This window comes from Pararhizobium polonicum, from assembly GCF_001687365.1.
Classification (GTDB): domain Bacteria; phylum Pseudomonadota; class Alphaproteobacteria; order Rhizobiales; family Rhizobiaceae; genus Pararhizobium; species Pararhizobium polonicum.
Genome location: NZ_LGLV01000006.1, coordinates 192597 through 215859, shown reverse-complemented (window position 1 = coordinate 215859; position 23263 = coordinate 192597). Strand labels below are relative to the sequence as shown.

General features: G+C 58.4%; 22 protein-coding genes and 2 pseudogenes. 6 read left to right on the top strand and 18 right to left on the bottom strand.

Going from position 1 to position 23263, the window contains the following annotated elements:
- Window positions 1–160: 160 nt before the first annotated feature.
- Window positions 161–1210: a substrate-binding domain-containing protein gene (locus ADU59_RS09865; protein WP_068953924.1), complete on the bottom strand. Its 1050-nt coding sequence runs from the start codon at window positions 1208–1210 to the stop codon at window positions 161–163.
- A 204-nt stretch (window positions 1211–1414) separates the two neighbouring features.
- Here ADU59_RS09865 and ADU59_RS09860 point away from each other — a divergent pair, with 204 nt between their 5' ends.
- The gene (locus tag ADU59_RS09860) at window positions 1415–1852 is read left to right on the top strand and encodes a MarR family winged helix-turn-helix transcriptional regulator (protein ID WP_068953923.1); all 438 of its coding nucleotides are present in this window, start codon (window positions 1415–1417) and stop codon (window positions 1850–1852) included.
- Here ADU59_RS09860 and ADU59_RS09855 read toward each other — a convergent pair.
- Both ADU59_RS09855 and ADU59_RS09850 read right to left on the bottom strand, forming a co-directional pair.
- On the bottom strand, window positions 1849–2724 hold the full coding sequence (locus tag ADU59_RS09855) for a DMT family transporter (protein WP_068953922.1): 876 nt from the start codon (window positions 2722–2724) through the stop codon (window positions 1849–1851). The two genes, ADU59_RS09860 and ADU59_RS09855, sit on opposite strands and share 4 nt — an antisense overlap.
- A gap of 65 nt (window positions 2725–2789) precedes the next feature.
- On the bottom strand, window positions 2790–4304 hold the full coding sequence (locus ADU59_RS09850) for an amidase (RefSeq protein WP_068953921.1): 1515 nt from the start codon (window positions 4302–4304) through the stop codon (window positions 2790–2792).
- Between the two features lie 300 nt (window positions 4305–4604).
- Between ADU59_RS09850 and ADU59_RS29615 the strand changes: the two are divergent.
- Window positions 4605–4856 (top strand): annotated as a pseudogene (locus ADU59_RS29615) (Tn3 family transposase); the annotation flags it as partial.
- Between the two features lie 29 nt (window positions 4857–4885).
- Here the strand turns inward: ADU59_RS29615 and proC are convergent.
- From proC to ADU59_RS09800, 10 genes are all read right to left on the bottom strand, one after another.
- A complete protein-coding gene (gene proC, locus ADU59_RS09845; RefSeq protein WP_068953920.1) occupies window positions 4886–5695 on the bottom strand; it encodes a pyrroline-5-carboxylate reductase in 810 nt (269 codons plus the stop codon).
- Window positions 5696–5804: 109 nt separating this feature from the next.
- Complete coding sequence (locus tag ADU59_RS09840) at window positions 5805–6734, bottom strand: electron transfer flavoprotein subunit alpha/FixB family protein (RefSeq protein ID WP_068953919.1); 930 nt, start codon at window positions 6732–6734, stop codon at window positions 5805–5807.
- Between the two features lie 27 nt (window positions 6735–6761).
- Window positions 6762–7511, bottom strand: a complete 750-nt coding sequence (locus ADU59_RS09835; RefSeq protein ID WP_068953918.1) for an electron transfer flavoprotein subunit beta/FixA family protein — start codon at window positions 7509–7511, stop codon at window positions 6762–6764.
- A gap of 43 nt (window positions 7512–7554) precedes the next feature.
- Complete coding sequence (locus ADU59_RS09830) at window positions 7555–9180, bottom strand: choline dehydrogenase (RefSeq protein ID WP_068953917.1); 1626 nt, start codon at window positions 9178–9180, stop codon at window positions 7555–7557.
- 261 nt (window positions 9181–9441) lie between these two features.
- Entirely contained in the window at window positions 9442–10101 is a 660-nt protein-coding gene (locus ADU59_RS09825; RefSeq protein WP_068953916.1) for a GntR family transcriptional regulator, read from the bottom strand.
- Window positions 10102–10149: 48 nt separating this feature from the next.
- Complete coding sequence (locus tag ADU59_RS09820) at window positions 10150–11010, bottom strand: EamA family transporter (protein WP_068953915.1); 861 nt, start codon at window positions 11008–11010, stop codon at window positions 10150–10152.
- A gap of 118 nt (window positions 11011–11128) precedes the next feature.
- Entirely contained in the window at window positions 11129–11857 is a 729-nt protein-coding gene (glnQ, locus tag ADU59_RS09815) for a glutamine ABC transporter ATP-binding protein GlnQ (protein WP_099050792.1), read from the bottom strand.
- Window positions 11854–12510 carry an ABC transporter permease subunit gene (locus ADU59_RS09810; RefSeq protein WP_068953914.1) on the bottom strand — a complete coding sequence of 219 codons (657 nt, stop codon included), beginning with the start codon at window positions 12508–12510 and terminating at the stop codon, window positions 11854–11856. Before ADU59_RS09810 ends, glnQ begins: the two co-directional genes overlap by 4 nt.
- A gap of 46 nt (window positions 12511–12556) precedes the next feature.
- On the bottom strand, window positions 12557–13303 hold the full coding sequence (locus tag ADU59_RS09805) for a transporter substrate-binding domain-containing protein (protein WP_068953913.1): 747 nt from the start codon (window positions 13301–13303) through the stop codon (window positions 12557–12559).
- A gap of 207 nt (window positions 13304–13510) precedes the next feature.
- Window positions 13511–14947, bottom strand: coding sequence for an NAD-dependent succinate-semialdehyde dehydrogenase (locus ADU59_RS09800; protein ID WP_068953912.1), 1437 nt, complete (start codon window positions 14945–14947; stop codon window positions 13511–13513).
- Between the two features lie 113 nt (window positions 14948–15060).
- Between ADU59_RS09800 and ADU59_RS09795 the strand changes: the two genes are divergently transcribed.
- The gene (locus ADU59_RS09795) at window positions 15061–16440 is read left to right on the top strand and encodes an NAD(P)/FAD-dependent oxidoreductase (protein ID WP_068954132.1); all 1380 of its coding nucleotides are present in this window, start codon (window positions 15061–15063) and stop codon (window positions 16438–16440) included.
- 109 nt (window positions 16441–16549) lie between these two features.
- Entirely contained in the window at window positions 16550–17713 is a 1164-nt protein-coding gene (locus ADU59_RS09790; protein WP_068953911.1) for an NAD(P)/FAD-dependent oxidoreductase, read from the top strand.
- Between the two features lie 48 nt (window positions 17714–17761).
- Here the strand turns inward: ADU59_RS09790 and ADU59_RS09785 are convergent, their stop codons facing one another.
- Both ADU59_RS09785 and ADU59_RS09780 read right to left on the bottom strand, forming a co-directional pair.
- Window positions 17762–18415: a GntR family transcriptional regulator gene (locus ADU59_RS09785; RefSeq protein ID WP_068953910.1), complete on the bottom strand. Its 654-nt coding sequence runs from the start codon at window positions 18413–18415 to the stop codon at window positions 17762–17764.
- Between the two features lie 107 nt (window positions 18416–18522).
- Complete coding sequence (locus ADU59_RS09780) at window positions 18523–19410, bottom strand: LysR family transcriptional regulator (RefSeq protein ID WP_068953909.1); 888 nt, start codon at window positions 19408–19410, stop codon at window positions 18523–18525.
- A gap of 467 nt (window positions 19411–19877) precedes the next feature.
- Between ADU59_RS09780 and ADU59_RS09775 the strand changes: the two genes are divergently transcribed.
- The gene (locus tag ADU59_RS09775; RefSeq protein ID WP_068953908.1) at window positions 19878–20072 is read left to right on the top strand and encodes a tautomerase family protein; all 195 of its coding nucleotides are present in this window, start codon (window positions 19878–19880) and stop codon (window positions 20070–20072) included.
- A gap of 39 nt (window positions 20073–20111) precedes the next feature.
- Window positions 20112–20240 (top strand): annotated as a pseudogene (locus ADU59_RS31140) (IS110 family transposase); the annotation flags it as partial.
- Window positions 20241–20534: 294 nt separating this feature from the next.
- On the opposite strand, the gene ADU59_RS09770 reads toward ADU59_RS31140, so the two are convergent.
- The 3 genes from ADU59_RS09770 to ADU59_RS09760 are packed head-to-tail and all read right to left on the bottom strand — an operon-like array spanning window position 20535 to window position 23263.
- The gene (locus ADU59_RS09770; protein ID WP_244506388.1) at window positions 20535–21656 is read right to left on the bottom strand and encodes a glycerol dehydrogenase; all 1122 of its coding nucleotides are present in this window, start codon (window positions 21654–21656) and stop codon (window positions 20535–20537) included.
- Between the two features lie 31 nt (window positions 21657–21687).
- Window positions 21688–22446, bottom strand: a complete 759-nt coding sequence (locus ADU59_RS09765) for an SDR family NAD(P)-dependent oxidoreductase (RefSeq protein ID WP_068953907.1) — start codon at window positions 22444–22446, stop codon at window positions 21688–21690.
- A gap of 43 nt (window positions 22447–22489) precedes the next feature.
- Window positions 22490–23263: an SDR family NAD(P)-dependent oxidoreductase gene (locus ADU59_RS09760; RefSeq protein ID WP_068953906.1), complete on the bottom strand. Its 774-nt coding sequence runs from the start codon at window positions 23261–23263 to the stop codon at window positions 22490–22492.

Below are 23263 nucleotides of genomic sequence, written 5' to 3'. Positions count from 1 at the left end.
CCCTCACCTGCTTCAGCGCAGGCGTAGCGCCGTCTCGGAGCGATAGGCGCCTGCCACGCTCGCGCGCTAACCGACAGCCCAGCGTTTCGTGCCGAGTGATTTAGTTGTAATTACGATAATAGGAAATGCAAGTACTTTTTACTCTTCGCTCAGAGTGCCGTCACATTGCCTCGACAAGGCGGATGTCATAGCCATCGACCCGGGCAATATGAATGGGATGGCGCCCACCGGTCACCGGTGCGGAATCAAGGCCGCGCGCCGATTTCGTCTGCCGCGATCTGCCCAGGGCTGCGCGGACCTGACGCGTTTCCGTCGTGCCGGCTGCTGCAACGAGACCGGCGAGGCAATGCAATCCTTCGTAGCAGGATTGACCATACGCATTGGCCGGTGGCGGGCTGTCACCGAAGATGCCGTGATAGCGTTCAAGAAATGCACCGTTGTTTCGCGAAGGCACGGCCGAGAAATAGGCAGACGCGATGTACATGTTTTCCGTCGCGTCTTCATCCAGTCCGTATATGACGGTCTCATCGACGGCGGAGGCAAGACGAAGGGTGCGAGAGCTCAGACCGGCTTGCGCGAATGCCCGGTTGAACTCGATCGCATCGAGGCCTAGAAAATGGGGCAGCACGACATCGCTGCGCGTCTCTCGGATCGCGTGGAAGAGATCGTCGTAGTCATCATGCTCGAAAGGGCGATAGATTTCGCCCGTCACCGTACCACCGGCATCACGGATGATGCGCTTGGCAATCGCAAAAGACGAACGTGGCCAGTTATAGTCGCTGCCACACAGGAAAAAGCGGGAAACATTCCGGCTTTGCATCAGCCACTCGATTGTCGGCCCCAGCAGTTCGCTCGATGTTTCGCCCGTCGTGATGAGATTGGGATGCTCCGCAAGGCCTTCGAACTGTGGCGTGTAGATGAAAGGCACGGCATCGCCGATCGAGTGCATCACCGGCTGACGCGCGTAGCTCGGAAACATTCCGACGATTGCCTCGACACCATCGATATCGACCGCGTTGCGTGCGGCCCAGGCAGCGCTGGCCCCGGTCGTGCCAGCGTCGATCGACACCAGATCGACGTAACGGCCAAGCATGCCGCCGAGCTCGTTTATCTCTCTCGCCGCCATCGTTGCACACGCCCATGCGGATGGAGCCCAGAGGCCTGCCGGGCCAACTTCCGGAACCAAAAGACCGATCTTAATACCTGCCATTTTCATACTCCCGCGTTGTCACGCAGCCGAATCGACGCACAAATCGTGCCAGTTGATGAGGCCCCAATCCCAGGCGCTCTGCTTCGATTTTGAGCAAAACTCACCACGCTGCCCAAAAGATCCGCAACAAAAGTCGTGCACTGCCGCTTGAAGCGCAGGCTGCCAGAAGGTAGAAAAAGAGATAGTCGTAATGGAGGATAATGCATGGAACTGCTTTCGGACAGCGAATCCGCTGAGCTGATGGAGCTAATTTCAGGCATCAATTGGCAATACAAGCAGGCGGTCGATCTGCGGCTGAAGCCGAAGGGGCTGCCGATCGAGCAATACCGTATTCTGGAATCGCTACAGCGCAAGGACGGGCAATCGATGCGCGAGCTTGCCGACGACGTGTTTGTTGATTCCGCGAGCCTGACCAAGATCATCGATCGCATGGTCGGGACTGCCGACGTGTATCGTGCTCCAGAGCCGACAGATCGCAGGAAGGTGCTTATTTTCATTTCGGTAAAGGGACACAGGACACTGGCCGAATTGCGGGAAGCATTGAAAGGCTCCCGCAGCGGGCTGGTCGACCGGCTCGGGCCTGACCAGGTCAGCCAGTTGCGCGCGCTGCTCCAAAGCATGCTGAAAGACGGCGACCGCTAAACACCAACGGCAAGAGGCGCTTTCTTCTGGTGAAACAGGATGACGGCGACGCCGAAAATCGCCAGCGCCGTGCCAATCCAGAAACTGTAGGTGGTCTGCTCTTCGAGGACAAGAATACCGAGTGCAACCGTCATCAATGGGAACATCAAGGTCAGTGCCGAGACCACGCTGGCATCATACGACTTGAGAAGCCTGTAATAAGCCGTATGACTGATCACGGTAACGATGAGGGCAGAAAAAAGCAGGAGACCGCCAAAGGCGACCCCGTGAGCACTTACTTTGGCGAATTGGCCCTGCTCGAGAAGCGTGGACGCAAAGGCAAGCGGCAGGACGGACGTCGTCGCGGTCCAAGCCTGCATGCGCAGCGGTGTCATGCCGACGAGACCCTTGAGCAACACCGAGCCCAACGCAAGCGATGCGGCAGCCAACAATACAAGGCTCGCGCCCAGCCCTGCGGAAACCTCGCCCGGCCGCCATAAAACGACGATCGTTCCCGCAAGCGCAATTGCGATTCCGATGATGCGGCGCAGGCTAATCCGCTCCTTGAGTATCAAGGCCGACAGGATCGCCGTCATCGGCACGCCGATCTGCAGCAGGATCGCCGCCAGTGCCGCGCTGATCAATCCGTATCCGCTCAGCAGCAACCCGAAATGACCTGCCCCCATCAATAGTCCTGTTGCCACGACGGGCGTCAGCGGCCGAGGCAAGGGCCGCAGGAATGGCCACAGGACCAAAGCGGCCAGAAGAAACCGGGACGACGACAGGAAAATCGGCGGTACGCCAGCGACAGCGATGACGTAGCGACTGAGTACGGCATTGATGGCCCAGATCAGACATATGCCGACCATGGACAGAAAATCGAGGGGGCGCATGGCTGGAGAGCTCGCTGGGTAAAGCGCCGACTACCGGCGGAGAATGATGATGGTCGAGGTCCGGATCAGAATTGACGCCAGTCCCCGATCCCCTCAAATGCCGCCGCGGCACGGTAGATCGTTGCCTCGTCGAAGCTCTTGCCGACCAGCATCATACCGACAGGCAGGCCATTCGAAAGCCCGCAAGGGATCGACATCGCCGGATGCCCCGTAACGTCGAACGGACATGTATTGACGTTAAGCTCGGCAGCACGCTGGATAATCTCCGACAACGGAGCATCCGGCGGCGGCAGTGGCGAGGCGACGCGCGGCAATGTCGGCATCAAAAGAAGGTCGAAGGAAGAAAGGGCACCGTCGTAAGCCGCCTTGATACGGCGTGCGAGATTCTGCGCCTTGGCATAGTAGCGACCATTGTGCTGATGGATTGCCCAGCCGCCGGTCAGCATCGCCAGCTTCAAAGTCGCCGGCAGCTCCTGGGCGCGATCCCGCCAGCGGGCATGAGCATCCAGCAAGCCGACATCGTAGCGCCCCTTCCAGTTGAAGCCCATGCCGTTGCCGATCATCATCTGCATCGTCAGCCCTTCCGAACCGATTGGCGTCCACACGGCAGCCGCAGTGAAATGTTCGGGAATGGAGATCTCCGTGACGATGGCGCCAAGGGCCGCCAGCCGTTCAGCGCCCTCCCGCACCCTGCGGGCAACATCGTCCTGCATCGTCGGCCCGCTAAAGCCCTCGGAAACGATCGCGATCCGCAGGCCGACTACTCCCATGTCAAGCGCGCCGAGATAATCGCCCTTGACCGGCGCACGCTGACGCGGATCGAGACCATCATCTCCGGCGATGACATCAAGCAGGCGCGCGTTGTCGGCAACGGTACCGGTCATCGGCCCGGCATGGTCGATTGTCGCCTCAATTGGCATGATACCCGTATAGGGAACAAGGCCCCAGCTTGGCTTCATTCCATAGATGCCGCAATAGGATGACGGGATCCGGATGGATCCTCCCTGATCCCCACCGATTGCCATATCCGCCTCGCCGGCAGCCACCAGCGCGCCGCACCCGGACGACGAACCGCCGGCCGAATATCCCCGGCGCCATGGATTGTGTACCGGCTCCGGCTGCGATGTATGGCTGCCTCCGGACATGCAATAGCTTTCGCAGGTTGCCTTGCCAAGGATGGTGCCGCCGGCATCCAGGATACGCCTCACCACCGTTGCATCCGTTGCCGGAATGAAGTCAGACAGCAAATGCGATCCGTTTGCCATGGGCGTATCCGCCAAGGATACATTGTCCTTCAGGACAATGGTCTTGCCCCGCAGCTTGCCGGCTGTTGCACCTTCGACCCGGCTCTTCCACGCCCAGGCGCCCGACCTGTTGTCCGAAGGCTCCGGTCGGTATCCGATGCCGCGACCATAGGGTGTAGGCTCGGTCATCTCAGCCAGGGCATCGACAATATCGTAGGCATCAAGCCCGGCCGTCATCTCCAAGCGGTATTGCTCCACCTCGGTATCAGACATATTGAAACCAAAGGAATGAGCCAGCTTGGACAGCTGTCCCGTTGTCGGGCGAACCAAAGTCATGGGGGCCTCAATCTTACAATCACTGAAGCCAGCATAGCGTAATTACGATAATTGTAAATTCTATTAAAAATGAATTTCGCTGGCACCGATGAGTTCCGACGGAGAGACCCGCCTGGCGAGCGTGTCAAGCGGCGCGGAAGGCTGGGTCTATCTCCCATTAAAAGATTTCGAAGGCAAAACTGGTGCAGTGATCAAAACGGAATCAGCGGCATGGCGACCGATAAAGCGATCGCTCTTGCTGGGGGATCCGGAAAAGGCGTGCCCCTCATCGATCTCAACATTGGTATTGAGATCTATGGCTCTTTTGACAGTCAGGTATTCCGTGCCTCCGGCCTCAACCTCGCCGTCAGCGCCATCGTGCGTTGAAACACCGTCTGTCGCAGCCGCATCACCGCCCATCTGCGCCAACCGGGCCGGAATATTTCTGATGAGTTGCTCAAACACACACCGCCACTTAGCTGGGAACACATCAACCTCACCGGCACCTACTCTTGGGCGACCAAGCAGCAGATGCCCGAAGGCTTCAGACGAGTTCCTGGCCATCATCTCCGGAGGCGCATGACTTCATCGTATGTTCGGCCTTATTTGCCGAGCTCAATCGACCGCTTCTGTGCCGCGCCAACGGCGTTTTTCATCAAGCTGCGTAAGCCGTCGGTTTCGGACATCAACACATTCAGCGCCGCGGCAGTGGTGCCGTTCGGGCTCGTCACCTGTTCCCGCAATTTCGACGGCTCTTCGCTGCTCCCGACTGCAAGCTTTGCCGCTCCGTACACCGTCTGTTTGGCGAGCAGCATGGCAAGCTCGCCGGGCAGCCCCGCTTCGGTCGCGGCTGCAGACAGCGCTTCGATGAAATGGAAGATATAGGCCGGCCCAGAGCCTGATACAGCCGTCACCGCATCCATCAAGACTTCGTCATCGACGAACGCGACACGGCCGACGGCGGAAAGCAATTGCTCAGCGATCGCCTTGAAATCGGCAGTCGCCGCCTCAGGGCTCGAGCAACAGACAATCATCCCTTCACCGATGGACGCAGGCGTATTCGGCATGGCGCGGATGATGGCGACCGGCTGATCCGAGCGGGCGGCGATTGCATCGATGCTGATACCTGCGGCAACGGAAATGAGTAGCGCATTGGCTGCGAGGTTCGGTGCATAGCGAGCCACGGCATCGCCAACCATCTGTGGCTTCGTGGCGATCACCAGCACATTGATGAGCACATCGGTGGGCAATTCGTCAGGTGTACCATAGGCGTTGACGCCCAGAGCGGCGGCTCGGTCCCGCAGAGTCTGGTTGGGCTCGATGCAGGAGAAACTGTGTTCCATCATCGTCGACCAGGTATTCAGCAGGGCAAAGCCCATATTTCCAGCGCCGACAAGAACTATATGCGACATGTTGGGTTTCCCTCATAGGCGGCGGACATCAGGCTGCGCCACTGTTTGTCCTTGAAGAGGACCTTTTTGCTGCGGCAAAGGCGCGCCGAGCAGGCATGTTTCCAAGAGGTTATATCCCCTTTTCAAGTTCCGGGAGGATGTCGAAGAGATCACCGACGAGACCGTAGTCTGCGACCTGGAAGATCGGGGCCTCTTCGTCCTTGTTGATGGCGACGATGACCTTACTGTCCTTCATGCCGGCCAGATGCTGGATGGCGCCGGAAATGCCGACCGCGATATAGAGCTGCGGGGCAACGACCTTGCCGGTCTGGCCGACCTGCCAGTCGTTCGGCGCATAGCCCGCATCGACGGCGGCGCGCGAGGCGCCGACGGCGGCACCCAGCTTGTCGGCGACCGGCAGAATGACTTCCTGGAACTTCTCGGACGAACCGAGTGCACGGCCGCCGGAGATGATGATCTTGGCGGAGGTCAGTTCCGGACGATCCGACGACGACAGGGCGTCCTTGACGAAGCTCGACAGGCCGGGGTTTGCAGCCGCCGAAATGGCCTCGATCGAGGCCGAGCCGCCTTCGCCAGCAGAGGCGAAGGATGCCGTGCGCACGGTGATGACCTTCTTGGGCTCGGATGTCTGCACCGTCTGGATGGCGTTGCCGGCATAGATCGGACGCTTGAACGTGTCGGATGAGACGACTTCGGTGATTTCCGAGATCTGGGCGATGTCGAGCAGCGCTGCGACGCGCGGCAGAACGTTCTTGCCGACCGAGGTGGCCGCCGCGATGATGGTGTCGTAGCCGCCGGCCAGCGAAACGATCAGGGCTGCCAACGGCTCTGCGAGGTTGTTGGCAAGATCGTCGCTGTCGGCAAGCAGGACCTTGGATACGCCGGACAGCTTGGCAGCCGCATCGGCAGCAGCCTTGGCGCCCTTGCCGGCAACCAGAATGTGGACGTCGCCGCCGATTTTCTGGGCGGCCGTCAGGGCCTTGGCGGTCTGGTCGGACAGTGTTGCGTTGTCGTGGTCAGCCAGAAGAAGAATGGCCATGATGTGTGTCTCCCTTTTCCTGGACTCTTAAAGCACGCCGGCTTCGTTTTTCAGCTTGTCGACCAGTTCGGCCACCGTCTTGACCTTGATGCCGGCCTTGCGGCCACCCGGTTCCTCGGTCTTCAGCACCTTGAGGCGGGCAGCGGTATCGACGCCGAAATCGGCCGGGGTCTTCTTGTCGAGCGGCTTCTTCTTCGCCTTCATGATGTTGGGCAGCGAGGCATAGCGCGGCTCGTTCAGGCGCAGATCCGTCGTCACGACGGCCGGAAGCTTGATCTCGATGGTCTGCAGGCCGCCATCGACTTCGCGGGTCACTGCAGCCTTGCCGTCACCGATCTCGATCTTGGAAGCAAAGGTGCCCTGCGCCCAGCCGAGCAGCGCCGACAGCATCTGGCCGGTCTGGTTGCTATCGTCATCGATCGCCTGCTTGCCGACGATGATCAGGCCCGGCTGTTCAGCCTCGGCCACACCCTTGATAATCTTGGCGACAGCGAGCGGCTCGACCGCATCGTCGGTTTCGACCAGGATCGCCCGGTCGGCGCCCATGGCCAGCGCCGTGCGCAGCGTCTCTTCAGCCTTCGCCGGACCAACCGAAACCACGACCACTTCCGAAGCCTTGCCGGCTTCCTTCAGCCGCAGCGCTTCCTCGACCGAAATCTCGTCGAACGGGTTCATCGACATCTTCACATTGGCAAGCTCAACACCCGTGCCATCCGGCTTGACCCGGATCTTCACGTTGTAATCGACGACCCGCTTGACGGTGACCAGAACTTTCATGATGCGTTCCCAAATCTGCTGATTTTACAATGTACGATGGCGCTCACGGCGCCCGGTAATAACCGGCTTCGGACGGTGCCAGCGCTGTCTTGCCGACAATCTTGTCCGACAGTTTTTCAGCCATCATCATGATTGCGGCGCTGAGGTTGGCGGTGACAACGCGTGGCATGATTGAGGCGTCGACGATGCGCATGCGACGGACCGCCTTGACCCTAGCCTCACTATCCACGACCGCGTCATCATCCGCCCCCATTCTGCATGTTCCCGCCGGATGGTAGGACGACCCCAGGTTTGCCTTCACAAAGCGTTCCAGATCGGCGTCACTTTGCGCGTCCAGTCCAGGTGCAAGCTCCTTGCCTCTGAACTTATCCCAAGCTGGCTGGCTGATCAGGTTTCTGGCAAGCCTGACGCCAGCGACCAGATCTTTGAGATCCTGCCGCGAAGCGAGGTGATTAAAGACGATCGACGGTGCCTCGGAGGGATTGGCCGATCTGAGCGTCACGGACCCGCGGCTTTCAGGGCGTGAAAGATCCATCCAGAACTGGAAGCCCGGGATGGCGACAAGCTTGCCGTTATTCACGTAGCGGGTAAGCGGCAGAAACTCGAACTGCATGTTCGGAAACGCCAGATCGTCGCGGGTCCGCAGGAATGCGCCAGTCTCGAAGAAGTTCGTTGCGCCGAGCCCCTTTTTGGTCAGCAGCCATTGTGCACCCAACTTTGCCTGACCGAACAGATTGAGTTCTGAAACCAGCGAGTCCTCATAATTGGTCGCATACTGCACATTGACGCCCGGATGGTTTTCCAGGTTGCGGCCAACCTGTCGAGCCTCTGCCTTGAGATCTATGCCATGACGGCGCAGTTCGTCCGGATCGCCGACGCCGGACAGCATCAGAAGCTGCGGTGTGTTGAACGCGCCGGCAGACAGGACGACCTCGCGATCGCACATGACCACGCGCGCCTCACCGCCCGAGACGATCTCTATACCGACGGCGGCACCATTCTCGATCACAATTTTATTGACCAGCGTATTCGACAACACGGTAAGGTTGGGCCTGTTGCCAGCTGGGTGCAGATACCCCTTGGCGCTCGACCACCTCTGACCATCACGGATAAAGGACTGCGCGACGTGCAGCCCTTCCTGCTGATAACCGTTATGATCCGGCGTGACCGGGAAGCCGGCCTGCTCGCCACCGCGCAGGAATGCGTCGTACAGCTTATGCTCGGCCTTGCAGCGCGAGATGTGCATCGGCCCGTCGCCACCGCGCCACGGGTCGGCACCACCGCCGAACGTTTCCATCCGACGGAAATACGGCAGGCAGTGAGAAAAGCTCCAGTCCGGCAGGCCATCTTCGGCCCAGCCGTCGAAATCCATAGGATTGCCGCGATTGTAGATCATTGCATTGATGGACGAGGATCCACCGATCACCCGACCACGCTTTTCATCGATGGTGCGGCCGTCAAGATGCGGCTCCGGACCGGACTGGTAGCCCCAGCCGAGTTTCGCCTTCTGATAGACGAATGGCAGCGCCGCTGGCATGTTGATAATCAGGCTGCGATCCGAACCGCCCGCTTCGACCAGCAGGACCTTCACAGCTGGATCCTCGCTCAATCGTGCGGCGAGGATGCAGCCGGCAGAGCCGGCGCCGACAATAATATAGCCGTAGTTCAATACCTGAACCCTTTGTCTTGGACAAAACCCTAAAGGCTGAAAGCTTCGGGATCATCATCGACGAGCGCCGTTGATATCGGCATACGCTCCAGATTGGATACGATCGTATTAGTTTGGATAAATTTGTCAAATCAAAATGACGATAATCGGTGGAAAAATGCATCCCATGTAGTCTGTCTTTCGCCAAATAAAACGGCTCGGCAATGCCCGCCGCAACGGTGTTGCAATCGGCGACATCATCGCCGTCGGCCCACGATATGATTAGGCCCGATGGCGCCGGCTGGCCCGCATGGACCTCTTTGTCTGCTCGATATGCGTCTGAAGCAGATCGGCAGCGTGGTCTATATCACCATCGCGACAGAGAGTTAGAAGCAGTTCATGCTCCTGCCTCGGCCTTTCCTTGCCAACTGCCAAAGAAACCTGTGTACGCACGAACCGGTTGACATGCCCGTAGTTGGCTTCGATCATCCCCAACAAGCGAGGGCGGTGGCAGGGGGCGTAAATCGCCCAGTGGAACTGCCAGTTCATAATGCCCCAGCTTTCCGGGTTGGGCTCGCCGTTGTAGTTTTCGAGAATGGTTTGTGCGAGGTGGAGATCCTCTTCCGCCATTTGCGGAATGGCAAGCCTCAGAGCGTAGCACTCAAGTGCTATCCGGATGTCGAGCATGTCCAGGATATCGTCGATCGACAGGCTGACGACAACAGCACCACGATTCGGCTCGATCTTGACTAGCCCTTCCGCTTCCAGCTGTCGAAGCGCTTCCCTGACTGGGATCCGACTCGTCCCGAACTGCTCGGCCAATTGGTCCTGGCGCAGCTGGGCTCCTTCGGCTATCGCGCCGCTGTGTATGGCCTCCCGCAAGCCATCTCTGACCAGTTCCGGAGCCGGACGACGCTGCACTACAATCTTGCTCACCACCATACCTTATACATTGAGTCGAATATTAAATAATATATTTCCATAATTTATTCAAATTTGATGCGGCCGGCCAGAGAAAATTGCACATCCGGCAGTGGCACCCATGATCAACACCAACGAAAGCACCTGGGAACTCGTAAGTCGCTCACCGAGGACCAATAGACCGATCACCGCGACTATGCCGGGAGCGGCGCTTAGAAATATGCCCGCAACACCGGAGGACAAATGCCGAAAGGCAAACATTTCGAGTAGATAAGGGATCGCACTCGAGAGGATGGCGACAGAAACACCGATGGCGATCACTTTTCCGTCCAGAAAGGTTCCGATGGAGCCGTAAATACCAAAGGGCACGGCGAATGTCGCCGCAACTGCCATCCCAAGCGACACTGCTTGCGTCGGCCCGAGCGGTGCGACCATGCGCCCAAGCAGGATATAGCAGGCCCAGCAGATCGCGGCGCCACCGGCAAAAAGCAAGCCAAGCGGATCCAGATCGCTTGAAACCGCTATCGGCAAGAGCAGAAACAGGCCGACGAACGCACTCGCGACCCAGATGAGATCGAGGCGACTTTTCGAATAGATCAGCGCCACCATCAATGGCCCAAGGACCTCTATTCCCATTGCGATGCCCAGAGGTAGCCGGGAAAAGGCCTGATAGATTAGGATATTCATAAGACCGAGCGCAATGCCGTACCCGATGACGGATGTCAGCGAAACATCGGGAAGCCGCCGGCGCCAAGGCCGGCCAATCGGCGCTAGCAACAATGCCGCAACGCCGACCCTGAAGGCGGTCACTCCTTCAGGTCCGATCATCGGAAACAGCGATTTTGCATAAGCCGCTCCGAGTGCCGAACATGAAAGCGCTGCAAACACGCTCAAAACTGCAAATGCATGGTGTGTCTGCGGCGCGGGCACTTCATTTCCAATCTATCGGCACACGCAATCAGATGCGTGCGCTCGGTGTCATCTGGATCGGCGATGGCAGTGACCGACGGCTCAACGCAGCCGGATCGCCAGCACATCCAAGTGCGGGTTAGCGGATGTGCTGGAGGAAACCGGCAAGGCGCTCGCTGGGGGGATTGGCGAGCAGTTCCTTAGGGTCACCGTCGTGCAGGATATGGCCTTTGTCGATGAAGAGCAGACGGCTACCCACGTCGCGGGCAAAGCCGATTTCATGGGTGACGACGACCATCGTCATACCTTCATCCGCCAGTTGGCGCATCACCTGAAGAACCTCGTGTCGAAGCTCAGGGTCGAGCGCAGATGTCGGCTCGTCGAAGAGCATCAGCTTCGGCCGTACCGCGAGCGATCTTGCGATTGCCACGCGCTGTTGCTGGCCGCCCGACAACTGGCTCGGGTAATGCCCTGCCCGTTCTGACAGCCCGACTTTCGCCAGCAGATCCCTGGCGATTGCCTCTGCCTCCACCTTTCCCGACCGTCTCACCTTCAACGGTCCGAACATGACGTTTTCGAGTGCTGTCATGTGCGGAAAAAGATTGAACTGCTGGAATACCATCCCAGCTTCGAGCCGGATCTGACGGATTTCCGCGCTGGTTCCCTTGGCACTGAGACCATCAACGATCAGGTCACCACTTTGAATGGTCTCAAGCACGTTGATACAGCGCAGTAGAGTGGACTTGCCCGACCCAGAAGGCCCGATCAGGAAAACAATTTCACCCTTGTCTATCGCCAGATCGACCGCCTTCAAGACATCGAGGTTGCCGTAACTTTTTACGACCTTTCGAAATTCCACGATGCTCATGTCATTTGAATCCGTTTTTCGATCACGCGGAAGGTGATTGCCATGATGCTGATGATGACGAGATAAATGACGCCGACAGCGGCCCAGATTTCCACGGCCCGATAGTTCTCCGTCATGATCTCCTGACCTGTCCGGGTCAGTTCGGCAACACCGATGACAATCAACAGCGAAGTGTCCTTCAGCCCGATGATGAACTGATTTCCCAATGCCGGAACCATGCGCCTGAAGGCAACCGGCCCAATGATGTAAAGGAGGACTCTGTGAAGCGGTAAGCCCATTGCCAGTCCGGCCTCGCGTAGGCCGATCGGCACGGCCATAAAGCCCCCGCGAACGATCTCCGCCAGATAGGCCGACGAATTCACTGTCAACGCAATCATCCCGGCCGTCAGAGCCGTCAGCTTGATCCCGAGCAAGGATGGCAATGCGAAATAGATGAACATGATCTGCACGACCATCGGTGTCCCCCGGATCAGGCCGATGTAAATTTGCAAGCTGAGGGAGACCGGCCGCGGCGCGTAGGTTCTCGCCACACCAACAATCGTCCCCAGGACCATTCCCGCGAGAAGCGACGCAGCCGCAACCATGACAGTTACGGCCGCGCCGCGCAGCAATGCGGGAAGGGCGTCAATAATTGCCGACCATTCGAAGGTCATGCGAACTCCCCTTGTGTACTGATTGAGCTATTCGTGATCGCAGAGATCAGCCCGGAAGCTTGCCGAACCACTTCTTGTAGATGGCGTCGTAACGTCCATCCGCCTTGATCGTCTTCAGTGCGGCATTCGTCTTGTCCACCAGAGCGCTGCCCTTCGGGAAAGCGATACCGACGGGAATACCGTCACCGACCGGCCTCTCGAGAACCGTCACCTTGCCCTCGCCTTCAGTGGCAGCGAAGTAGGCGAGAAAGGGATAGTCATAAACGACGGCATCTGCGCGGGAAGCCTGGAGCTCCATGAACATGTTCGTAACCTGCGGAAACAGCGTGACCTGCGCGGTGGGGACGTGTTCCTTAAGCCAGGTCGTCGCCGCAGCACCGGTGACGGACGCGACCTTCTTACCGGCGAGATCATCGCCGGACTTGATCGTCATGTCATTTGCGGCAACAAGGATGCCGAGAGCACTTGTGTAATATACGTCGGAGAAATCGACGACCTTCTTGCGGGCATCGGTCATGAAAATGCTTGAAATAGCCAAGTCAATATTGGCCGTCTGAAGGGCCGGGATCAACGCCCCGAAGTCCATCGGCGTGATCTCGTATTTGAAACCCGCATCCTTGGCGATTTCGGCAAGCAGATCCTGGTCGAAACCGACATACTTTCCATCCTGTGCAAAATCGAACGGCTTGGAGTCTATACTGGTACCGACAACGACAGGCTTGTCCTGCGCCATTGCCGCGTGCGCAAAGGCCATGGTCGCAAACACTGCGCCGATAAGAGTGCGTCTGTTCATCTTGTTCCCCTTTTTTGTACGTGACGACGCCGCAGGTTTTGGCTCCGTCAGAGCGCCCCGCGCGCCAAAATGGATACAATCATGAGAAATATAATAATACAATATAATATTGTATAAAATCTTCCGCGGTCACTGTGAAGCAACTACAATGTCGGCCGAGCCCATCACGGCACGACCGACGAAATCTTCACTTAAAGCAAATGCTTATCAAACTCGCTTTTCGCTGATCATTTTCGTGCGAAGATAAGCGTCGAAACCTTCCATACCGCTTTCCGCACCGTAACCGGATTCATTTACGCCGCCGAACGGCGTCTCAGCCTCGTGAACCGACGTGTGATTGATACCGACAACCCCTGCCTCGAGCACCTCACCGAGGTTGGATGCCGTTGCTAGATCCTTGGTGAACACATAGGCTGCAAGACCGAAGGGCAAGGAGTTTGCGCGCGCGATCACCTCGTCGACAGACTTGAAAGACGATAGAAGAGCGATTGGTCCGAAAGGCTCTTCGCTCATCGCTATCGCATCGTCGGAGACATCGCGGAGAACCGTTGGTGCGTAGAAATAGCCTTCTCGATCCAGACGGTGACCACCCAATGCGACCGAGGCTCCCTTATCGACGGCGTCCTTTACGTAACCGTCCATCAGGTCGAGGCGGCGCTCGGTAATCAGCGGCCCCATCTGCGTGTCAGGGTCCAGCCCGTTGCCGACAACAACCTTCCGGCTCCGGCAAACAAAGCCCTCGATAAAGCGCTCGTAGACATTTTCATGAACGTAAAAGCGTGTCGGCGACGTGCAGACCTGACCGGCATTACGATATTTTGCTCCGATGAGTACGTCGAGCGCCTTGTCGAGGTCGGCGTCGTCGAAAACGATTACCGGGGCATGGCCGCCGAGCTCCATCGTGCAACGCTTCAACGTTTCGGAAGCGAGGCGCTGAAGCAGCTTCCCGACAGGCGTAGAGCCGGTCAGCGAAACCTTCCGCGGAATCGGTGAAGCGATCAGATGTTCCGAGATCGGTGCAGGTGGTCCGAACACGATGTTCAAGGCGCCTGCAGGAACGCCCGCATCCTGAAAGCAGCGACCGATGGCAACCGCGGTCCCGGGGGTTTCATCGCTTGGTTTGACGATAATCGTGCAGCCAGCAGCCAGGGCAGCTGCGATTTTGAGCGTCACGTTGCCGGCCGGGAAATTCCATGCCGCAAACCCGAGCGCCGGCCCCACCGGCTCCTTCAGCACCAGTTGCCGCACGCCGGGTGAGCGGGCCGGAATGATGCGGCCATAGGCGCGCTTTGCCTCCTCGGCATACCAGCGCGTCGCGTCGGCGCAGAACTGGATTTCGCCGGTCGCCTCAACCAAAGACTTACCGTTCTCGATCGTCAATGTCCGGGCGATCCCCGGCTTGCGAACCTCGATCAGATCGGCCGCCTTGCTGAGGATGTCCCAGCGATAGACGGCGGTCGTGGCTTTCCAGGTCTTGAAGGCCCTGTCCGCTCCGGCCAATGCCCGATCCAGATCGTCTTTTTCCGCGTGAGGAACCCGAGCAACCTCGGCTCCATCCGCTGGATTGAACAAGGGGCCGGTTGCGCATTTGCTACCCTGCCCCCAAACCCCGTCGATCAACAATTCAAGCTTTTCGGAATACATCATAAATCCTCTTCGAAAGAGAAGGCCGCAAACTTTTTGCCCACGCAGATTGTATAAATAAATACATTAATGTATGCAATATTCAAATATCGCATATGGACGGAGTCGGGAAGATGGTTGCCTCTAATTCATCCGCTGAGATTGCCGTGATCGGCGCGGGAAGCGTCGGCATTGCCGTCGCCTATTATCTGAACACCAAATACGGCTATCGCGACATCGTCATTATCGACCCGCGCGATCCAATGAGCCTGACATCCGCCCAGTCCGGCGAAAACTACCGCAACTGGTGGCCGCATCCCGTGATGACCGCCTTCACAAACGACAGCATTCGGCTGTTGGAAGAGATTTCCAAGAACACCGGCAACCGCATCAACATGACGCGCCGGGGTTATGCGCTGGTCACCCGCCGGCAAAAGCCGCAGGATCTGATCGACGACCTTTACGTCGGCTACGGCGCTGATGCGGAACTGTCGATTCGCATCCACGAAGGCGCCGGCCCGCATTCCAGCTACCGGCCGCCGCTGTCGGCGAAATGGGAAGACGCTCCCTCTGGTGTAGACGTGCTCTGTGACAGAGCTCTCATCCGCAAGACATTTCCCGCATTCGAACACGACGTCGCCACTGTAATGCATGTCCGTCGCGCCGGCTCCATCAGCGGGCAGCAGCTCGGGCAATATATGCTTGAGCATATCAAGGGGAACGGCGGACGCGTCCTGCGCGGTGAGGCTGAGGCGATCGAGACCGGTTCGCTGTTCGTGCTGTCCGTCAAGACGGCTGAAGGATACATGGAACTGCAGGCGGATAGGATCGTCAACGCTGCCGGCCCTTATGTCGACGACGTGGCCGCGATGCTCGGCGAAACGCTTGGCGTATCCTGTGTCTACCAGCAGAAAATTGCGTTCGAAGATCGTGACGCGATCGTGCCGCGCAACCTGCCCTTCACAATCGACCTCGATGGCCAGAAGCTGGCATGGACCGATGAAGAGCGCGATATCCTGGCGGAAGACCCGGCAACGGCAAAGCTGACCGAATTTATGCATGGTGGCATCCACTGCCGTCCGGACGGCGCCGAAGACGGAAAGTGGGTCAAGCTGGGCTGGGCATTCAACAGCATGCCCTCCAACCCGCATGGCGAGGAGCCGATCGATAGCCAGTTTCCGGATATCGTTCTTCGCGCGGCAAGCCGCCTGCAACCGGGATTGGCGAACTACATCGGCCGCCTGCCCCGCGGCGCGCACCATTATGGCGGCTATTATACGACGACGGAAGAAAACTGGCCGCTGGTCGGGCCGACAAAGACGCCCGGCGTCTTCGTCGCCGGTGCCCTTTCGGGATTTGGCACCATGGCAGCCTGCGTCACCGGCGAACTTTGCGCCGACTGGATCGGCGGAAAGCCGACCGCTAGCTATGCAAGGGTTTTAACGCCTGGACGGTACGAAGACGCCGCGATCATGGCGGAACTCAAGGCCCTGGGCAGCCGCGGCCACCTTTGAGAAGACATGGGAACCGCCGTTGGGCGGCAACAGAGAAATTATCTCAGTCGAGTCATCATTGGAGAGCGCTTGCGTCCGCCGCTCCCGATAAACTGTCAAGGAGACAAAATTGAAGACGGATATCGTTGTGATCGGAGGCGGCGCGATTGGAGCCGCTGTTGCTTATTACCTGAAATCGATGGATGCGAGCGTCGCGGTCACCGTGATCGAGAGGGACCCGTCCTACAACATCGCCTCGACGCCGCGCGCCTCAGGTGGCGTCCGCCGTCTGTTCTCTTTGCCTGAGAACATTGCGCTTTCCAACTACAGCATTCCGTTCTTCGACACATTTGCCGAAACGATGGCGCTGGACGGCGTCGCCGCTGATATCGGCCTCAAGAAGAACGGTTATCTGTTCATCGTGCCGCCAGGCAGCATCGACATGCTGAAGCAGAACTACGACATCGAACTGAGCATGGGCTGCAATGTCGTCTGGCTCACTCCGGATGAACTGAAGCACAAGTTTCCCTCCATGAACGTTTCTGATCTTGGCGCTGCGGTGCATTCGCCCGATGACGGCTGGCTTGACCCACACAGTGTTTTGATGGGCTTCCGCAAGAAGGCCCGCTCGCTTGGAGCCGAGTTCGTGGCGGACGAAGTCGTTGGTCTGACGCGCGACGGCGCAACGGTCCGCACCGTCGTCTTGAAGTCCGGCGAAACCATCGCAGCCGGTCACTTCGTCAACGCCGCCGGCGCATGGGCGAAGGATATCTGCGAGATGCTGGGCTTTAAGGTGCCGATCGAGCCCTTGCGCCGCTTCGAGCATTATTTCGAGTCCGAAGACCCGATCGAGCCACTTCCCTATCTGAAGGATCCGGAACGCCTTGCATTTCGCCCGGAAGGCAAAGGCTACTCAGGCGGCGTACCGACCCTGGCAGAGCCGCGTGGCTACAACTTCGAGATCGACCACGATTATTTCGAAAACATCGTCTGGCCGGCTCTCGCTCATCGCTTCCCGCAATTCGAAAAGACCAAGTGCAAGAATTCGCTTCCAGGCCTCTACGACCAGAACGATTTCGATGGCAATGTGATCATCGGCCCCGGTGCCGACGGTTTGTCGAATTTCCATATGCTCGCCGGCTTCTCAGGTCACGGCCTGATGCATGCGCCAGGTTGCGGTCTGGCAATGGCGGAACTGCTCCTGAAAGGTCGCTTCGAGACCATAGACCTGAGCCGTTTCGGATGGCAGCGCCTGCTCGACGGAACGCCACTTCGCGAACGCGGCATCATCTGAACAATTCTGACGGCGGCCGATATGGCCGCCGTTCTTCCTCAATGAAATTCAGCGGCGGCGCGTTATGGCGCGCAGTGATTTCTGCGTCTGCTCGATATGCTTTTCCAGCGCCGTAACGACCGCGTCAATATCCCCTTCCCGGCACAGTTTCAGCATCTCGAAATGCTCCTGCTGAGGCTTCGTCTTTCCCGTTGCCATGGATACCTGACGACGCGTGAAACGATTGACGTGGCCATAATTGGCTTCGATCATGGCCAGAAGCTTTGGGCGGTTGCATGGGCAATACAGCGCCCAGTGAAACCGCCAGTTCATTTCGCCCCACGCCGCAGGCTCGGACGCATTTTCGTATTCCACAAGAATCTGCTCGGCGATTTCGAAATCTTCGAACGCCATATTGGGAACGGCCAGTTTCAAGGCGCGGCATTCCAGGGCGATGCGAATATCAAGCATCTCAAGCACATCGTCGGCGGATACGCCCTTGACGATAGCGCCTTTATTGGCCTGAAGCTCGACCAGACCTTCACTCTCAAGCTGCCGCAAAGCCTCTCTGACAGGAATACGCGAGGTCCCGAAATGCTCGGCCAATTCATCCTGTCTAAGCTGCTGTCCTTCGCTATACACCCCACTCAGGATCGCTTCCCTAAGGCCATCGCGAACAAGGTCAGGCGCCGACTTCCGCACCTCGGTTACGTTTAAAGCCATAAGTCCCTCATCCTCAAAAATCTGTATCAGATGAGAGGTTTTCGTATAAACTGTCAACCTTCGCGGCCTGCCAATGGGTGGAAAGTGCGGTGGTTTCCATCCGCTCTTCAAACGAGGAGACATCCTTGCCGGATCGCGTCGCAAATAATCTGAACGGCTTCGGCGGCCTCTGAACCGCCCCCCAACAGTCGAATTTCCTTCAGGGGCAATTTCGGGAGGTCCACGCCTAGCGGAATTTCACGCATTTCAGAAGTCATGAAGGATAGAGGAAGTGGTGCGATCGCGTGGTCTGAAAGTACCGCAACCCGCTGAAGCGAGGGCGACACGCTCTCGTAAGCCAAACGATACTGCCAGCCTTGGCCTCCCAGCAGTGCTAGCGCAATCTCGCGGAGCTCACACGGCTGACAGCCTAAAGCCAACGGCAATCGAGGCTGCCGTCGTGCGCGCCCGCCCAGGCGCTCCGCCCACACCAGCGGTTCGGCGCTAACGAGTTCACCTTGGGAGGCCATATCGTTCTCGATGCAACTGAAAACAGCAATATCAACGGATCTGTCGCCTTGTTGCCGAACTAAATCCCGCCATTCGGCTATCATCACATCAATGGTGATACTCGGGTATTTCCGGGATAGTGTTTTCAGTATCGGGGGAAGGAGGGTCTCACTCAAGTCGATCGTTGTACCTATCCTCACCAATCCGCAAAATGGCGATCTGGTGATCGCTACGACGGCCTCGTCGGACAGAGACAAAATCGATTTCGCATAAACCAGCAGGATTTCACCGTTCTTGCTCAACGTCACGGCGCGGGATCGTCGATCGAAAAGTGAAACACCCAAAAGCGCCTCGAGCTTTTTAATCCGCATCGTAATACTCGATGGCGCACATTGGAGGTCTGCGGACGCCAAGGAAAAGCTTCCTTGTTCTGCAATTGCGACGAAACTGGCCAACGCTTCGATATCGAGAACCGGCATTTCATTCCAGAGGCTGGCATCGTTCATGACATATCCGGGCTGCCAAATCGGGTCTTTTTAACAGCCTCCATCACCACATAGGCCAAGGTACTCGCAACGCGCGGCAAGGCGGATAGACGATCACGACCGACATGTCTGCATCTTCGCATTGAGGACGTGCACATCTTGGAAGTCTCTCGATTGAAATCCCTCAGCGCAGGCCTGCCTGTGTCCGACAGTCTGACTTCGATGTGGGTGCCAAGATCGAAGACATCCTTTTCTCCTGTCGAAAACGCCTGAAAACGGGATCATGGCCGTCGCTTGCAATGCTCAATAAAGTTATATAAAGACTAAATATATTATTCAATATTATAAAAGTGGATATAATAATAGACGTTGCAAGGAAACCCACCCTATCAAGCTCGACGCGCGGTCAACCTCCGTCAACACCATTGCCGCAGTTGGCAATGCCAACGTGACGGCCATCGGTCAATTCAACTGGAAAAGGAAAACAAATGCCCTGGATCAGAATAGATCTCTCAACCGGCCGCACCGAAGAGCAGAAGCAGAAGACCGCCGAGGCTGTCACGAACGCCCTCGTCGAATTCTGCAACTGCACCCCGGAATCCGTCAGCATCATCTTTAACGACGTCACGGCAGACAACTGGGCCTTTTCGGGCAAGCTTCTATCGCAGGCAAACAAGACCTGAAATTTCGACCGAACGATACCGGCCCAGCGGGATGGGCCGGTACTGGCGACGAAGCCGCGTATGCTGATGACGATCGCACTGGCGAACAAAATGGCTCCAATAATTTGGGCCATGCTGACGAAGCAGGAAGATTATCGAGACCCAGCGATAGCCCGAATGGGCGCATGATCGAACAGAATCGGATCGGGAAAATCAGGGATTAACTGCGGGTGTAGAACTCTTTTTGCAGATTTGGACCCGCTCCGCAGATCACCATACCGGCCAGCGGCTTCCGAAAGTGCTGCAAATAAAGACCGAACAGAAGCCCCACTCGACCACACATCAAAAGACGCCGACAACGGCGGCCTTCAACATAGCCAGCTTGAGTTCGAGCCTGGGAATATGTTCGAGGCGATGATCGCCAGATGAATCCATGACGGCTGCGCGCATCGCCTGTTCCTGTCTTTCGAATGAAATGCCCAGCTATTCAAAGCTGCTGGTGAATGCGTCAGTGGCGATGATCGCGTCGCGCACGATCGGTACAGAAAGCGGCACGGCCACCTTCCAGGTCGGGGCGCCGGGCAGAAGGGCCGCTTCTGCGACACGCTCGAGATCGGCTTTCGTCACGGAAGCGAGATTGAGATCGGCGAGCCGCGTCGGCAGGCCCAAACTGCGGCAGAAGACGGTCATCTCGCGGATTTCGGCAAGCGGCCGTCCTTCCAGCATCAGCAGGCACAGCACCCCGAAGGCAACCTTCTCACCATGAAAGAAAGTATGGGTCTCGTCGAGAACCGTCAGGCCATCGTGGATGCCATGAGCCGCCGACACGCCACAATTCTCAAAGCCGAGCCCGGAGAGCAAGGTGTTGGCCTCGATGACGTTTTCGACGGCCCGCGTCAGTGCCCCCTTCTCCGCTGCAAGCTTTGCGGCCAGTCCGTCGCGCATCAACACGTCATGACAGGCGCGCGCAATGGCAATGCCCGCCACCGGCGGCAGCATGCCCGGCTTGACCAGATTGTCGGCGTTCGAATCGAGATTGGACCGGGCCTCGAACCAGGTCGAAAGCGCATCGCCTATGCCTGAGACGAGAAAGCGTACGGGGGCCCGCACGATCACCTCGCTGTCTATGATCACCATGTCGGGATTGCGGCCGAGAAAATGGGCCTCCTGATAGACACCGTCATCCGTGTAGCGGACGGCAACGGCGCTGCACGGCGCATCGGTCGAGGCGATGGTCGGAACGATGACGATCCGGGCGCCGATGGCGATGGCCGCCATCTTGGCGGTGTCGGCCGTCTTGCCGCCGCCGATACCAACCACGATCTGTGCACCGGAGGCTTTTGCCAGACCGGTCACACGGTCGATTTCACCGCGCGAGCACTCGCCGTTGAAACGTTCGATGTCAAAGGTGAGACCCGATGCTTCCATCGTCGCCTTCAGCGTCGCCCCGTACTGGTCGAGCACGAAAGGATCGGCAAGCAGAAACGCTTTGGTGCCGAGCCGGCCGATATGCTCCCCAAGTCGGCCCATTTCGCCGGCGCGCTGAATATACTTGTTCGGCCCCCCGTAGGAGCGGCCGCCCCTGTTGCCTGTATCCTCTGCCACATGCTCTCTCCTCGTGCTGCCCACCAGTGCCTTACCAGCCGCCATTCACATAACCGCCATCGACCGGCAGCGTCGTTCCTGTGACGTAGAGGGCGGCGGGAGACGCAAGAAACAAGCACGTTCCCACGAGATCTTCGACCGTGCCCCAGCGCTTCATAGCCGTCCGGCGTTCGATTTTGCCCGCCAATTCCGGAACTGACCAGATATCCTGCGTCATGGCGGTCTTGTGATAGCCAGGCGCAATCGCATTGACGCGGATGCCGTCCGGCCCGAACTTATGGGCCAGAGCGCGCGTCAGACCGACGATACCGGTCTTCGACGCGCAATAGGCAGGCACACGGTCGTCTGCCAGATAAGACAGCATCGAGGCCGTATTGATAATCGCGCCCTTCGAGGCTTTCAACAGCGGATGCGACGCCATGGCCAGCCGCATGGCGCTGTTCATGTTGACGTCGATCACCTCCATATAGGCATCCTCGCTGAACTCCGCGTCCGGCTTGACGATGCCGGCAGCGTTGACCAGCACCGAGAGAGACCCGAGCGACGGCACGAACGCATCGATCGCAGACCGGTCTCTGACATCCAGCCGCTCGAAGCGGATTGCCAAGAGCGCCGGGTCGTTGCGGGCTCGATCGATTTTCTCCTGCGACGTTCCGGTTGCCACGACCGTGGCGCCCATGCCGGCAAAGCCTTGAGCGATGGCTAGCCCGATGCCGCTGGTAGCACCGGAGACCAGCACTGTCTGGCCTGCGTAGAGATCCTTGCGGAACGTGTCCAATATGGCTTGCATGTCTCTTCCTCCTGACATTGTGTCTCCCGTCAACCCGGCCGCTCTACCAGACCGTATAGCCACCATCGGCGGCGACGATCGAACCCGTCATCAGGCTCGACGCTTCTGACGCCAGGAACAGGATGACGGCGGCGATCTCCGGCGGCTGCCCCATGCGCTTCATGGGCGTGTTGCCGACCCAGTGCTTCATCATTTCGGGATCGTCGTAGACGTAGCGGGTGAGTTCCGTTTCGATATAGGTCGGTGCGACCGCATTGACGCGGATGTTGCGGGTGGCCCATTCGGCTGCCAACGAGCGTGTCAGATGGTGCACGCCAGCCTTCGAGGCGTTGTATTGCGCCTGTTCCTGCGGTCGGTTGACGATATCGGCGGACATCGAACCGACATTGACGATAGTGCCGCCACCCTGGTCGATCATGGCCTTGCCGAAGGTTCGGCAGCACCAGAAGACGCCATTGAGATTGACGTCGATGACCTTCAGCCAAGTCGGATCGTCCATAGTTTCGGCCGGACGGTTGGAGATCGCGATACCGGCGTTGTTGACGAGGATATCGATGCGCCCGTGCTTGGCCGTCATCGCCGCATGCACGGCCTCGACCGCGCGCGGGTCGGTGACGTCAAGGACGGCGCTGTCGATCTCACGCCCCTTGGCGCTCAGTTCGGCCGCGGCCGCGGCAGCCGCCTCGCCGTTCATGTCAGTAATGACGACTCTGGCGCCAGCCTCGCTCAGCGCATCGGCTGCTGCAAAACCGATCCCGCGTGCAGCGCCCGTGATAACCGCGGTTTTCCCATGAAGGCTGAAAAGTTCGAGATACAT

Coding starts and splice junctions, on each gene's coding strand:
- ADU59_RS09775 (WP_068953908.1), top strand. CDS start 19,878: ATGCCCTGGATCAGAATAGATCTCTCAACCGGCCGCACCGAAGAGCAG.
- ADU59_RS09800 (WP_068953912.1), bottom strand. CDS start 14,947: ATGTATTCCGAAAAGCTTGAATTGTTGATCGACGGGGTTTGGGGGCAG.
- ADU59_RS09760 (WP_068953906.1), bottom strand. CDS start 23,263: ATGTATCTCGAACTTTTCAGCCTTCATGGGAAAACCGCGGTTATCACG.
- ADU59_RS09865 (WP_068953924.1), bottom strand. CDS start 1,210: ATGGCAGGTATTAAGATCGGTCTTTTGGTTCCGGAAGTTGGCCCGGCA.
- ADU59_RS09805 (WP_068953913.1), bottom strand. CDS start 13,303: ATGAACAGACGCACTCTTATCGGCGCAGTGTTTGCGACCATGGCCTTT.
- ADU59_RS09825 (WP_068953916.1), bottom strand. CDS start 10,101: ATGGTGGTGAGCAAGATTGTAGTGCAGCGTCGTCCGGCTCCGGAACTG.
- ADU59_RS09840 (WP_068953919.1), bottom strand. CDS start 6,734: ATGGCCATTCTTCTTCTGGCTGACCACGACAACGCAACACTGTCCGAC.
- ADU59_RS09835 (WP_068953918.1), bottom strand. CDS start 7,511: ATGAAAGTTCTGGTCACCGTCAAGCGGGTCGTCGATTACAACGTGAAG.
- glnQ (WP_099050792.1), bottom strand. CDS start 11,857: ATGAGCATCGTGGAATTTCGAAAGGTCGTAAAAAGTTACGGCAACCTC.
- ADU59_RS09855 (WP_068953922.1), bottom strand. CDS start 2,724: ATGCGCCCCCTCGATTTTCTGTCCATGGTCGGCATATGTCTGATCTGG.
- ADU59_RS09780 (WP_068953909.1), bottom strand. CDS start 19,410: ATGAACGATGCCAGCCTCTGGAATGAAATGCCGGTTCTCGATATCGAA.
- ADU59_RS09795 (WP_068954132.1), top strand. CDS start 15,061: ATGGTTGCCTCTAATTCATCCGCTGAGATTGCCGTGATCGGCGCGGGA.
- ADU59_RS09765 (WP_068953907.1), bottom strand. CDS start 22,446: ATGCAAGCCATATTGGACACGTTCCGCAAGGATCTCTACGCAGGCCAG.
- ADU59_RS09785 (WP_068953910.1), bottom strand. CDS start 18,415: ATGGCTTTAAACGTAACCGAGGTGCGGAAGTCGGCGCCTGACCTTGTT.
- ADU59_RS09850 (WP_068953921.1), bottom strand. CDS start 4,304: ATGACTTTGGTTCGCCCGACAACGGGACAGCTGTCCAAGCTGGCTCAT.
- ADU59_RS09810 (WP_068953914.1), bottom strand. CDS start 12,510: ATGACCTTCGAATGGTCGGCAATTATTGACGCCCTTCCCGCATTGCTG.
- ADU59_RS09860 (WP_068953923.1), top strand. CDS start 1,415: ATGGAACTGCTTTCGGACAGCGAATCCGCTGAGCTGATGGAGCTAATT.
- proC (WP_068953920.1), bottom strand. CDS start 5,695: ATGTCGCATATAGTTCTTGTCGGCGCTGGAAATATGGGCTTTGCCCTG.